Here is a 12,553-nt window from a genome sequence, read left to right on the forward strand (position 1 = left end):
AACACCCCGGGAGACCGGACCGCGCGGCCGCGCTACTTCTTCGGTGCCTTCTTCCCGGCCTCGGCGGCTTCCTTCCGGGCCTGCTTCTCGGCCTCGGCGTCCCGTTCGTTGTCCGCCCTCGACCGGACGCGCTTGGGCGCCTCCATCCCGCAGATGCTGGGCCAGTCGTCGGCCACGATGCCGGCGCACCAGATGAAGTCCTGGATGGGGCCGGGCTTCCAGTCGTTCTTCTCGATGTCCCAGCAGTTCTCGCGGGGAGAGAACTGCGGGCAGCTGCCGTCCCGCTTCTTGATGACGTGCGCGCGGTACGCGTCGATGCCCGTCGAGTCGACGTCGGACGAGGGCATGTAGCGGTTGACCGACCAGGACGCGCCCATCGTCGCGAACAGGGCGACCACGCACACCATGCCGGCGGCGAGCTGGCGGACCACCCGCGGCGGGATGACCCGTGCCCGCCCGGCCCCGGAAGCGGAACCGGAACCACTCGGGCGCAGCGTGCGCTCGATCCACCCGGAGCCCCGGTTGACCACGGCCATCATGCCGAGCACGGCCAGGATCATCAGGCAGTACATGATGATCCACGTGGTGCGCGGGTAGAGCTGGATGGCCTTGTCGTGGGCCATGTGCCCGGCGAACCAGAAGCGGGCGAGCCAGGCGCCCGCCAGGACCGCCGCCGCGGTGCGGACCATGACGTTGCGCAGGCCGAGGCCGAGGCCGAGGCCCACCCCGAACAGCAGCAGCAGGGCGAACCCGCTCTGGCCGGCCATCTCGCCGGCCACGGGCCAGGTCTGGTACGTCAGGGTCGCGGACCGGTCCGAAACCCAGCCGAGGACGTACGTGGGATCTGCATAGACGGCGAGGAAGGCGTAGCGGTCGGGGTTCTCCGCGCCCAGCCGGACCATCTGGTAGAGCAGCGGGGCGCCGACGACGCCTGCCGACAGCAGCGTGACCGCGAGGTACAGGCCCGCCTTCTTGGCCGCCCCGGCGCCCTGGCGCCACGGGAAGAAGAACACCGCGGCGACGACCGCGCCGGGCGCGGCCCAGATGTACCAGCCGGAGTACCAGAGGAACAGCGCGCCGAAGATCAGGCCGAGGGTGGTGCCGCGCAGCAGCAGGTGCCGCGTGGTGAGCCGTCCGGCCCGGCCCATCTCGCGCAGCCAGTAGCCGAGCAGCGGCAGCAGAACGATCATGACGATGTGGCTGTACGGGCGGATCGGGTCGAGGAAGAGCACCGCGGCGGGAACCGCGATCAGCAGCGCCCAGAAGGGCTTCAGCAGTATCCGCCAGGCCAGGTAGGCCATCGGCCCGGCCACGGCGGTGAAGAAGATCTGCAGGTCGTGCAGGGCGAAGCCGGTCTCGCCGCGGCCGTTGTAGCGGATCTTCGCCCAGAGGGCCATGAGGGCCGGGAAGGCGGGCGGGTAGATGCCCGACATCCCCTCGTGGTGCAGGAACGAGTTGGCCATGTCGATGAGGACGCCCGGGTCGCCCTCCTGGCCGCCGAGCGGGTGGGGCGTGCCGCGCAGGGCGACGACGACACCGCCGGCGATCACGCCGGAGGCCAGGCCCGCGAGGGCGGCGCAGACCAGGCGCTTGACCAGCTGGTGGCGCCGGGCCGCGCCCCGGTGGGCGGTGTACAGGAGCAGCGCGAGCAGCGGCAGGCCGATGACCGCGGCGTACAGCTGGAGCGTGGCGAGCCCGCTGACCTGGCCGAGGCGGACGATCGGGTTCACGCTGATGTGCCGGCTCAGCAGCATGTAGCCGAGGGCCGCCGTGAGGCTGACGACGGCCTCGGCGAGGGCGACCACCCGGCGCCGAGAGGTCCACGGGCGGCGAGCCGTCGAGCTGGACGGGACCGGCCCGGGGTCCGCGGTCCCGGTCCGGCCGTGCGCCGGGCCGGATGTTCCGACGACCTCGGGGGCCAGGTGTGTCATCTCAGTCCAATTTCGTCGCGGATGTCAGTCGGCGCGCTGACCGGCGGTGAAGGCGTGCTTCGCGAGCGTACGGACGCCCTCGCGGTGTCCGCGGAGCAGGGCGCCGGGGAGCATGGTGATGGCGTGGAACCGGGAGGCGCTGTGGAAGCGGGCCGCGCGTGCGGCCTTGGGCCAGCCGCGGGCGTCCATCCGGGCCGCGACGGCGGAGAAGTACCGCTCGGCCTCGGCGAAGCGGGTGCCGGAGAACGCCTGCACGGACGACTCGCTGACCGCGTGGCGGCGGTACTGGAAGACCGTGGTGGTCTCGTCGATCAGCATCTGCTCGCCGAGCTCGAGGAGGTCGACCACCAGGGCCAGGTCCTGGATCACCGAGTACTCGTCGCGGAAGTTGACCCCGCGCAGGGCCTCGCCGCGCCAGCTGATCGACGGGAAGTACAGCCAGTTCCCGCGCAGCACGCTGGTGGCGAGCTCCTCGCCGCCCATCAGGCGTCGGCCCTTGACCTGCGGGGCGTACAGCCGCCGCTTGGTCTGGTCGGCCAGCCCGGACGTCAGCTGCCCGTCGCCGTCGATCACCTCGACGCCCGGCTGGACCATGCCGATGCCCGGGTTGGCCGCTATGAGTCCGCGGACGGTCTCCAGGTAGTGCGGGTGGAGCAGGTCGTCGCAGCCCATGATGACGACGTAGTCGGCCTCGGAGAGCCGGACGCACTTCTGGAAGTTCTTCGTGATGCCGAGGTTCTGCTCGTTGCGGGTGTAGTGCACCCGCTCGTCGCCGAGAGCCTCGAACCAGCCCGGTACGTCCGGCTCCTTGCCGTCGTCGATGACGACGAGGCGGAAGTCCGGGTCCGTCTGGGCCAGGACGCTGCGGACGGCGTCCTGCATCAGCTGCACGTCCCCGTAGTAGGGGAGCATGAAGTCGAAGGTCACCACGGGACGTCAGGCCTTCACGGTGTCGGAGTCGGCGGGCTCGGGCTCCGGCTCGGCGCCGGCCTCGGTCACGACGGCGGTGACGTTGGCGGCGGGCGAGCCGAGGCGCGCGTCGTTGTGCCGTGCGCCCTCGCTCAGGGCCACCGTCCGGGCCAGGTCGGTGAGCTTCTTCTCCAACGAGCGGAAGCGCAGGAAGGTGTTGAGGGTCAGGAAGCCCATCGCCAGCACCATCACGTACAGCACGAGGTCGGTGCCGCGGCCGACGCCGAGCTGGTGCGCCACCCAGGTGACGTCCGTGGGGCGGAGCACGGCGTACACGTTGACGACGACGAACAGCGAGAACGCGATGCGCTTCCAGGCGCGGTTCTTCGCCTGGCCCCACGTCCGTATGAACATCAGTGCCATCGACACCGAGCCCGCGATGAGCAGCAGCTGGATCCAGAAGTACTTCATCAGCGGCTTCGCTCCCGCATCGTGATGTCAAAGATGATGTTGACGCCGTTGATCAGGGACTGCCCCTTGGCGCGCGAGTACTCGGTGTAGAGGATGTCGACGGGGACCTCGGTGACGCGCAGGCCGGAACCGGCCAGGAAACCGACGATCTCCGACGCGTGCGCCATGCCGTTCATGGTGATGTTCAGCTGCTCGGCGGCCTTGCGGCTGAGCACGCGCAGGCCGTTGTGCGAGTCGGTGAGCTTCAGCTTGCGGGCGGTCGGGCTGACCGACGCGGCCGTGCGCAGCACGACGCGCTTGATCCACGGCACCTGGCCGTTCTGCTCGATGAAGCGCGAGCCGAGGACCACGTCGGCCTCGTCGTCGCGCAGCACCCGGACCATCTTCTCGACGTCGTGCGTCTGGTGCTGCCCGTCCGCGTCGAAGGTCGCGAAGTAGCGGGCGCCGGGCTGGGTGAGGGCGTACTTGAGGCCCGTCTGCAGGGCAGCGCCCTGGCCGAGGTTGACCGGGTGGCGCACCAGGTGGGCGCCGGTCGTCGCGATGTGCTCGGCCGAGTTGTCGGAGCTGCCGTCGTCGACGACGACTATGTTCGGGAAGGTCGCACGCGCTCCCTCGACCACATCGGCGATCACCTGGCCCTCGTTATAGGCCGGTATGACCAGCCAGACATCGTCGTATTGGGACACGGTAGCTCCAGCGGAATGTGGCACGTGCGCGTGCTCGTTGATCGGTGGGACGTCGGAAGCCGGCATGGTCACTCCCCAACCGCTCCGGCGCCCAGTGGGCTTGCAGCGACCTTGTGCCCGGGCCCTGCGGTCACGCCCGGAGCAGCTCCGGGGAACCTCAGCCTCAGCACGGCCAGCATACCGAGCACGGTGGCGAGGGACCCGAGAGCGTAGGCCAGGGTGACGCGCACGGCAACGTCACCCGGAGCGAAAGTGATCCCGATCAGGACGACGGTGCCGATGGCCCAGCAGAGCAGTTGCAGGTTGTGCCGCTTGAATACCATCAGCGCCTGTCCGAGCACCATCGCGAACATGTACGCCACGGTGCCGGCGGACAAAAGGAAGAAGTCGCGGCATCCCAGCGCAGGCTGGGCGTGGAAGAGGACCTCGATCAGCCAGGGGCCGAGGACGGTCGCGGGCACGCCGCCGAGCAGCCCCAACGCCCCGACGACCACGCCGATCCGGCGCAGCATCGCAGAGAACGCCGCCCGGTCGCCGGCCGTGTAGGCGGCGGTGAGCCCGCCCAGCAGCGAGGCCTGGAGCGAGCCGAAGACGAACAGCGGCACCCGGGCCAGGACCAGCGCGTTCAGCAGCGCCGCGATCAGCACGCTGTCGGCGGGGGCGAGCAGCTTGGTGCTCATCACCGCCGCGTTGACGACGACCTGGGACAGCAGGGTCGAGCAGATCAGCAGGCCGAGCCCGCCGGTCAGTTCACGCCAGGCGATCTCCTCGCCGGGCTCCACCGCGCGCAGCAGCGCAGGCAGGGTGATCAGCGTCGCGACGACGGGCGCGACGGCCAGGACCAGGCTGAAGGCGAGCGCGGAGTGCAGCCCGGACACCGCGCAGCCGAAGGCGAGGGCGATGCGCAGCCCGCCGTCGACGGCCAACTGGGTGCCGTACGCGCCGAACCGGCCGAGGCCGGCCAGGACACCGCGGGTCAGGTAGCAGACGGCCATGCCGGTGAAGGCGCCGCCGAGGGCCGCCACCAGGCCGCGGTCACCGTGGAAGAGCAGGTCCGCGATCGGGCCCGCGCCCAGGGCGAGCAGGAGCAGGGTCGTGCCGAGGATCCCCGAGGTCAGCAGCGTGGCCCGGCGCAGCACGGGGGCCGCGCCCTGGCCGAGCACCACGCGGGCGGCGACGATCCGGGTGAGCTCCTGCTCGATCGGGAAGAAGATGCCGAGCCCGAGCGCCATGACGATCGTCCACAGCACCGAGACGTTCGCCACGGCCTCCGTGGACAGGCTGTACCCGGCCACGCCCAGGTGGACGTACGAGGCGGCACCGAGCACGACGGTGCCGCCGGCCACCGCGACGGTGCCCGGCGGCAGCGCCGCGGTGAGCCTGCTCAGCAGGGACTTCATCCCGTACTGCCGTTCGTACTGCCGTTCCTGGCCGCGTCGGCCAGCGCAGTGAACGCGGGGGCGGCGAGCGCCTCGGCGAGCTGCTCGCGCCAGTCGGCGAGCGGGGCCAGGCCCGCGTCGTCCCAGTGGTCGTGCGCGAGCACGCTGAACGCGGGGCGGACGGCCGGGCGGACGAACGCGGCGGAGGTGGTCGGCCGGATCCGCTCCGGGTCGAGCCCGCTCAGCCGGTAGGTCTCGCGGGCGAGCCCCATCCAGGTGGTCCGGCCGCTCGCGGTGCCGTGGTAGATCCCGCCCATGGCATGGCCCTTGAGCGCGGCCAGGCCGAGCTCGACCAGCTGTCGGGCCAGCGCGAGGGACCAGGTGGGCTGGCCGTGCTGGTCGTCGACCACGTCGAGGGTGTCCCGCTGGGCGGCCAGCTTCAGCATGGTGGCGACGAAGTTCGGCCCGTGCTCGCCGTAGAGCCAGGCGGTGCGGACCACGTAGCCGTCCTGCGGCAGCAGTTCGGCCACGGCCTGCTCGCCGACCAGCTTGGAGCGGCCGTACGCGTTCACGGGCCCGGTGGCGGTGTCCTCACGGTACGGCTCCGAGGCGTCGCCGGGCAGCACGTAGTCGGTGGAGACGTGCAGCAGGCGCACATGGGCGGCCGCGCAGGCCTCGGCGAGGACGCGTACGCCGGTGCCGTTGACGGCGGTGGCGGCTTCCTCGGCGGTCTCGGCGCCGTCCACGTCGGTCCAGGCGGCGCAGTTGACGACCACGGTGACGCCCTCGACCGCCGCGCGGACGGCGGCCGGGTCGGTGATGTCGAGGTCGGCGCGGCCCAGGCCCACGGCCTCGATGCCGGCGCGCTTCAGGACGGTCAGGACGTCCTGGCCGAGCATCCCGGCGGCGCCGGTGACGAGCCAGCGGCCGGCGAACGAGTTGGTCCTCACTTCTGCAGGGCCGCCTTCGCCTTCAGCGGCTCCCACCAGGCGCGGTTCTCGCGGTACCACTCGATCGTGGCGGCGATGCCGTCCTCGAAGGTGACCTGCGGGGCGTAGCCCAGCTCCGCGCCGATCTTGCTGATGTCGATGGAGTAGCGGAGGTCGTGGCCCTTGCGGTCCTCGACCTGCTCGACCATGTCCCAGCCGAGGCCGGCCGCCTCGAGCAGCACGCCGGTGAGCTCCTTGTTGGTGAGCTCGGTGCCGCCGCCGATGTTGTAGACCTCGCCGGCGCGGCCCTTGCGCATGGCCAGGTCGATGCCGCGGCAGTGGTCGGAGACGTGCAGCCAGTCGCGGACGTTGCCGCCGTTGCCGTACAGCGGGACCTTCTTGCCGTCCATCAGGTTCGAGACGAACAGCGGGATGACCTTCTCCGGGAACTGGTAGTGCCCGTAGTTGTTGGAGCAGCGCGTGACGACGACGTCCATGCCGTGCGTGCGGGCGTAGGCCAGGGCCAGCAGGTCGGACGAGGCCTTGGAGGCGGAGTACGGGGAGTTCGGGACCAGCGGCCACTCCTCGGTCCAGGAGCCCTCGGTGATCGAGCCGTACACCTCGTCGGTGGAGATGTGGACGAAGCGGCCGACGCCGTGCTTGCGGGCGGCGTCCAGCAGGACCTGCGTGCCCACGACGTTGGTCATCACGAACGGACCCGCGCCGGCGATCGAGCGGTCCACGTGGGACTCGGCGGCGAAGTGCACCACGACGTCGTGCCCGGGCATGACCTGGTCGACGGCCTCGGCGTCGCAGATGTCGCCCTTGACGAAGCGGTAACCGGGGTGGTCGGCGACCGGGGCGAGATTGGCTTCGACACCGGAGTAGGTCAGTTTGTCGAAAACCGTGATCCGAGCCGATGCGTCTGCACCGAGCTGCTGGCGAACGAATTCTGAACCGATGAAGCCGGCGCCGCCGGTCACGAGGATGCGCATAATACGAAGAGTCTAGCCGCTCGTACACCACCGTCCGGGCCCGGACCACGCCGCCCCGCACGCTCTCGCATAGGGTTGCCCCATGCGTGGAATTCTCTTGGCCGGTGGCACCGGATCCCGACTCTGGCCGCTGACCCGGGCAGTCTCGAAGCAGCTGCTCCCGGTCTTCGACAAGCCGATGATCTATTACCCGCTCTCCACCCTGGTCATGGCCGGAATCAGTGAGATTCTCGTCATCACCACGCCGGAGGACCGGGCCCAGTTCGAGCGACTGCTCGGCGACGGCTCCCAGTTCGGCATCCGGCTGGAGTACGCGGTCCAGGAGCGCCCCGAGGGCATCGCCCAGGCCTTCGTGCTCGGCGCCGACTTCATCGGCGACGAGTCCGTCGCCCTGATCCTCGGCGACAACATCTTCCACGGCAGCGGTCTCGGCACCCGCCTGGCGGAGCACACCGACTCCAAGGGCGGCCGGGTCTTCGCGTACCCGGTGGCGGACCCGACGGCGTACGGCGTGGTCGAGTTCGACGAGAACGGCCAGGCCATCTCCATCGAGGAGAAGCCGGTCAAGCCCAAGTCCCGCTACGCGGTGCCCGGTCTGTACTTCTACGACAACCGCGTCGTCGAGATCGCCCGCACCCTGAAGCCCAGCGCGCGCGGCGAACTGGAGATCACCGCGGTCAACGACGCGTACCTCCAGGCCGGTGAGCTGAATGTCACCATCCTCGACCGCGGCACCGCCTGGCTCGACACGGGGACGTTCGTCTCCATGGTCCAGGCCTCGGAGTTCGTCCGCGTGATCGAGGAGCGCCAGGGCTTCAAGATCGGCTGCATCGAGGAAGCGGCCTGGCGGGCCGGCCTCATCGACTCCGCGCAGCTGCGCGAGCTGGCCCAGCCGCTGCTCAAGAGCGGTTACGGCGACTACCTGATCAGCCTGCTCGACGAGGAGTCCTCCCGGTGAAGTTCCGCCAGCTCTCGATAGAGGGTGCCTACGAGATCACCCCGCAGCTGCACGGCGACCCGCGCGGCCTGTTCACCGAGTGGTACCGCTTCGACAAGCTGTCCGAGGTCGTCGGCCACCCGCTGAACCTGGCGCAGGCGAACCTGTCGGTGTCCTCGCGCGGCGTGGTCCGCGGCATCCACTTCGCCGACGTACCGCGCGGCCAGGCCAAGTACGTGACCTGCGTACGGGGTGCCGTGCTCGACGTCATCGTGGACCTGCGGGTCGGCTCCCCGACCTTCGGCCGCTGGGAGGGTGTCCGCCTCGACGACGTGGACCGCCGCGCGGTCTACATCCCGGAGGGCCTGGGCCACGGGTTCTGCGCGCTGAGCGACGACGCCACGCTTTCGTACCTCTGCTCGGAGACGTACAACCCGACCGGCGAGCACTCGGTTCACCCTCTCGATGCGGATCTGGGCATCGACTGGCCGGCGGAGGTCCCGCTGCTGTCCGCCCGTGACGAGGCCGCGCCGACGCTGGCCGAGGCCATCGAGTCGGGCCTGCTGCCCGACTACGCCGTCTGCAAGGAGTTCACCGAGTCCCTGCGCGTGACCGGCTGACCGCTCCCCCGCAGCACACGAGAGAGGGCCGCACCCCGTGATCGGGGGTGCGGCCCTCTCTCGTGTCCCGTACGTCCTGCGCGCCCGTACGACGAAGGGCCCCTCCCCCGCCGCCGAGGCGGAAGGGAAGGGGCCCTTCTGTCAAACATGGTGCCCGCTCGCGCGAGCTACCAGGTCAGAACACGAATTACTTCGTGATCTTGGTGACCTGGCCGGCGCCGACCGTACGACCACCCTCACGGATGGCGAACTTCAGGCCCTCCTCCATGGCGACCGGCTGGATCAGCGCGACCGACATCTCGGTGTTGTCGCCCGGCATGACCATCTCGGTGCCCTGCGGGAGGGTCACGACGCCGGTCACGTCCGTGGTACGGAAGTAGAACTGCGGGCGGTAGTTGTTGAAGAACGGGGTGTGACGGCCACCCTCGTCCTTCGACAGGATGTAGGCCTGGGCCTCGAACTCGGTGTGCGGGGTGACCGAACCCGGCTTGATGATGACCTGGCCGCGCTCGACGTCCTCGCGCTTGATGCCACGGAGGAGCAGACCGACGTTCTCACCGGCCTGGCCCTCGTCGAGCAGCTTGCGGAACATCTCGATACCGGTGACCGTGGTGGTGGTCTTCTCTTCCTTGATACCGATGATGTCGACGGTCTCGTTGACCTTCAGGACACCACGCTCGATACGGCCGGTGACGACCGTACCGCGACCGGTGATCGTGAAGACGTCCTCGACGGGCATGAGGAACGGCTTCTCGGTGTCACGCGGCGGGGTCGGGATGGCCTCGTCGACGGCGGACATGAGGCCGAGGAGCTTCTCGCCCCACTCCTTGTCGCCCTCGAGGGCCTTCAGCGCGGAGACGCGGACGACCGGCAGGTCGTCGCCCGGGAACTCGTACTCGGAGAGCAGCTCACGGACCTCGAGCTCGACGAGCTCCAGGATCTCCTCGTCGTCCACCATGTCGGCCTTGTTCAGGGCGACGACGATGTAGGGGACGCCGACCTGGCGGGCCAGGAGCACGTGCTCCTTGGTCTGCGGCATCGGGCCGTCGGTGGCGGCGACCACGAGGATCGCGCCGTCCATCTGCGCGGCACCGGTGATCATGTTCTTGATGTAGTCCGCGTGACCCGGGCAGTCGACGTGGGCGTAGTGACGCGCCTCGGTCTGGTACTCGACGTGCGCGATGGAGATGGTGATACCGCGCTGGCGCTCCTCAGGAGCCTTGTCGATCTGGTCGAAGGCCGAGGCCTCGTTCAGGTCCGGGTACGCGTCGTGCAGCACCTTGGTAATGGCGGCCGTGAGGGTCGTCTTACCGTGGTCAATGTGACCGATGGTGCCGATGTTGACGTGCGGCTTAGTCCGCTCGAACTTCGCCTTCGCCACGGGGGTCCTCCTGGAGAGTGGTTCTGTACGCCTTACAGATCGGCGCCAGGTGATCTTTGCTGGAAAGCCGGTCGGTCCCCGGGGCAACGGGAGTGGCTCCTGTTGCCCCAGAGGCTGCCGGTGACAAGCCTAAAGCGTGTACTCGGAAGAGTTACTCGCCCTTGGCCTTCGCGATGATCTCCTCGGCGACGTTCCGGGGAACCTCGGCGTAGGAGTCGAACTGCATCGAGTAGCTGGCGCGACCCGAGGTCTTGCTGCGGAGGTCGCCGACGTAGCCGAACATCTCCGAAAGCGGCACGAGGCCCTTCACGACGCGAGCGCCGTGACGCTCCTCCATGGCCTGGATCTGGCCACGGCGGGAGTTGATGTCGCCGATGACGTCACCCATGTAGTCCTCGGGCGTGGTGACCTCTACGGCCATCATCGGCTCGAGGAGCACGGGAGAAGCCTTGCGCGCGGCCTCCTTGAAGGCCTGCGAACCGGCGATCTTGAACGCGAGCTCGGAGGAGTCGACCTCGTGGTAGCCACCATCGAGAAGCGTGACGCGGACGCCCGTCATCTCGTAGCCGGCCAGGATGCCGAACTGCATGGCCTCCTGCGCACCGGCGTCGACCGAAGGGATGTACTCCTTCGGCACGCGGCCACCGGTGACCTTGTTCACGAACTCGTACGCCGGACCATCGGCGTCCGTGATCGGCTCGATCGCGATCTGCACCTTGGCGAACTGACCGGTACCACCGGTCTGCTTCTTGTGGGTGTAGTCGTGACGCTCGACGGCCTTGCGGATCGTCTCGCGGTACGCGACCTGCGGCTTGCCGACGTTGGCCTCGACCTTGAACTCGCGCTTCATACGGTCGACCAGCACCTCGAGGTGCAGCTCGCCCATACCGCCGAGGATGGTCTGGCCCGTCTCCTCGTCCGAGTGAACGTGGAAGGAGGGGTCCTCCTCCGCGAGACGCTGGATGGCGACACCCAGCTTCTCCTGGTCACCCTTGGACTTGGGCTCGATGGCGACCTGGATGACCGGAGCCGGGAAGTCCATGGACTCCAGGATCACGGGGCTCTTGTCGTCGCACAGCGTCTCACCGGTGGTGGTCTGCTTCAGGCCCATGACGGCGACGATGTCGCCGGCGCCCACCGCGTCGATCTCCTCACGCTTGTTCGCGTGCATGCGGTAGATCTTGCCGATGCGCTCCTTCTTGCCCTTGACGGAGTTCAGCACCGAGGTGCCGGCCTCCAGGCGGCCCGAGTAAACCCGGACGAAGGTGAGCTTGCCGAGGTGCGGGTCGCTCATGATCTTGAACGCCAGCGCCGCGAGGGGCTCCTCGTCGGACGGCTTGCGCTTCACGACGACCTCGGCGTCCTTGACGTCGTGGCCCTCGATGGCCTCGATGTCCAGGGGCGACGGCAGGTAGCGGACGACGGCGTCGAGCAGGGGCTGAACACCCTTGTTCTTGAACGCCGTGCCACAGAACACCGCAGTGATCGTGGGCTCGCCCTTGCCCTTGCCGGAGCCGAGGATGATGCGACGGACGGCGGCGTGCAGCTGCTCCACGGACGGCTCGTCGCCGTTCAGGAAGAGCTCCATGATCTCGTCGTCGTTCTCGGCGACGGTCTCGACCAGCTTGCCGCGCCACTCTTCAGCAGCCTCGGTGTGCGTGGCCGGGATGTCGACGATGTCGTACATCTCGCCCTTGGTCGCCTCGGCGGACCAGACGAACGCCTTCATCGTGACGAGGTCGACGACACCCTGGAAGTCGGCCTCGGCACCGATGGGGAGCTGCATGACGATCGGAACCGCACCGAGGCGGTCCTTGATCATGTCGACGCAGCGGTGGAACTCGGCGCCGGTGCGGTCGAGCTTGTTGACGAAGCAGATGCGCGGCACGCCGTAACGGTCGGCCTGACGCCACACCGTCTCCGACTGCGGCTCCACACCGGCGACACCGTCGAACACGGTGACGGCACCGTCGAGGACGCGGAGCGAACGCTCCACCTCGACCGTGAAGTCCACGTGACCCGGGGTGTCGATGATGTTGATGGTGTGGTCGACGTCCTCGAGCGGCCAGTGGCAGGTCGTCGCGGCAGACGTGATCGTGATGCCGCGCTCCTGCTCCTGCTCCATCCAGTCCATCGTGGCAGCGCCGTCGTGGACTTCACCGATCTTGTAAGACACACCGGTGTAGAACAGGATGCGCTCGGTGGTGGTCGTCTTGCCCGCGTCGATGTGAGCCATGATGCCGATGTTGCGCACCTTGGCCAGGTCAAGCGAAGTGGTAGCCATATCGGCTCAGTCTTCTCTCGGTCTCGATGTG

11 protein-coding genes are annotated in these 12,553 nt (G+C 68.9%); 2 read left to right on the top strand and 9 right to left on the bottom strand.

The window, feature by feature from the left end:
* Positions 1–32 precede the first annotated feature (32 nt).
* From AB5J51_RS17355 to rfbB, 7 genes are all read right to left on the bottom strand, one after another.
* Positions 33–1,931, bottom strand: coding sequence for a hypothetical protein (locus AB5J51_RS17355; RefSeq protein WP_369778028.1), 1,899 nt, complete (start codon positions 1,929–1,931; stop codon positions 33–35).
* 24 nt (positions 1,932–1,955) lie between these two features.
* Positions 1,956–2,858 carry a glycosyltransferase family 2 protein gene (locus tag AB5J51_RS17360; RefSeq protein ID WP_063785236.1) on the bottom strand — a complete coding sequence of 301 codons (903 nt, stop codon included), beginning with the start codon at positions 2,856–2,858 and terminating at the stop codon, positions 1,956–1,958.
* A 9-nt stretch (positions 2,859–2,867) separates the two neighbouring features.
* Positions 2,868–3,311, bottom strand: a complete 444-nt coding sequence (locus tag AB5J51_RS17365) for a DUF2304 domain-containing protein (protein WP_078987630.1) — start codon at positions 3,309–3,311, stop codon at positions 2,868–2,870.
* The gene (locus AB5J51_RS17370) at positions 3,311–3,997 is read right to left on the bottom strand and encodes a glycosyltransferase family 2 protein (protein WP_053788685.1); all 687 of its coding nucleotides are present in this window, start codon (positions 3,995–3,997) and stop codon (positions 3,311–3,313) included. Before AB5J51_RS17370 ends, AB5J51_RS17365 begins: the two co-directional genes overlap by 1 nt.
* Positions 3,998–4,065: 68 nt before the next feature.
* Complete coding sequence (locus tag AB5J51_RS17375) at positions 4,066–5,397, bottom strand: hypothetical protein (protein ID WP_369778029.1); 1,332 nt, start codon at positions 5,395–5,397, stop codon at positions 4,066–4,068.
* Positions 5,394–6,326, bottom strand: coding sequence for a dTDP-4-dehydrorhamnose reductase (gene rfbD, locus AB5J51_RS17380; protein WP_267887507.1), 933 nt, complete (start codon positions 6,324–6,326; stop codon positions 5,394–5,396). Before rfbD ends, AB5J51_RS17375 begins: the two co-directional genes overlap by 4 nt.
* The gene (rfbB, locus tag AB5J51_RS17385; RefSeq protein ID WP_053788686.1) at positions 6,323–7,300 is read right to left on the bottom strand and encodes a dTDP-glucose 4,6-dehydratase; all 978 of its coding nucleotides are present in this window, start codon (positions 7,298–7,300) and stop codon (positions 6,323–6,325) included. Before rfbB ends, rfbD begins: the two co-directional genes overlap by 4 nt.
* Positions 7,301–7,382: 82 nt before the next feature.
* On the opposite strand from rfbB, the gene rfbA reads away from it, so the two are divergent.
* Together rfbA and rfbC are read left to right on the top strand one after the other, a co-directional pair.
* Positions 7,383–8,258 carry a glucose-1-phosphate thymidylyltransferase RfbA gene (gene rfbA, locus AB5J51_RS17390; protein ID WP_030298189.1) on the top strand — a complete coding sequence of 292 codons (876 nt, stop codon included), beginning with the start codon at positions 7,383–7,385 and terminating at the stop codon, positions 8,256–8,258.
* Positions 8,255–8,857 (top strand): dTDP-4-dehydrorhamnose 3,5-epimerase, encoded by a 603-nt coding sequence (gene rfbC, locus AB5J51_RS17395; RefSeq protein WP_133897173.1) that lies wholly within the window; start codon positions 8,255–8,257, stop codon positions 8,855–8,857. The genes rfbA and rfbC overlap by 4 nt, the downstream gene beginning before the upstream one ends.
* A gap of 187 nt (positions 8,858–9,044) precedes the next feature.
* Here the strand turns inward: rfbC and tuf are convergent, their stop codons facing one another.
* Positions 9,045–10,238, bottom strand: a complete 1,194-nt coding sequence (gene tuf, locus AB5J51_RS17400) for an elongation factor Tu (protein WP_053788688.1) — start codon at positions 10,236–10,238, stop codon at positions 9,045–9,047.
* 151 nt (positions 10,239–10,389) lie between these two features.
* Complete coding sequence (fusA, locus tag AB5J51_RS17405; RefSeq protein ID WP_030298184.1) at positions 10,390–12,522, bottom strand: elongation factor G; 2,133 nt, start codon at positions 12,520–12,522, stop codon at positions 10,390–10,392.
* Between the last annotated feature and the right edge of the window lie 31 nt (positions 12,523–12,553).

The organism is Streptomyces sp. R33 (assembly GCF_041200175.1).
Taxonomy (GTDB): Bacteria; Actinomycetota; Actinomycetes; order Streptomycetales; family Streptomycetaceae; genus Streptomyces; species Streptomyces katrae_B.

Excerpts from the sequence above, each read along its gene's own strand:
- rfbB (WP_053788686.1), bottom strand. The coding sequence starts at position 7,300 with ATGCGCATCCTCGTGACCGGCGGCGCCGGCTTCATCGGTTCAGAATTC.
- AB5J51_RS17365 (WP_078987630.1), bottom strand. The coding sequence starts at position 3,311 with ATGAAGTACTTCTGGATCCAGCTGCTGCTCATCGCGGGCTCGGTGTCG.
- AB5J51_RS17375 (WP_369778029.1), bottom strand. The coding sequence starts at position 5,397 with ATGAAGTCCCTGCTGAGCAGGCTCACCGCGGCGCTGCCGCCGGGCACC.
- fusA (WP_030298184.1), bottom strand. The coding sequence starts at position 12,522 with ATGGCTACCACTTCGCTTGACCTGGCCAAGGTGCGCAACATCGGCATC.
- AB5J51_RS17355 (WP_369778028.1), bottom strand. The coding sequence starts at position 1,931 with ATGACACACCTGGCCCCCGAGGTCGTCGGAACATCCGGCCCGGCGCAC.
- rfbA (WP_030298189.1), top strand. The coding sequence starts at position 7,383 with ATGCGTGGAATTCTCTTGGCCGGTGGCACCGGATCCCGACTCTGGCCG.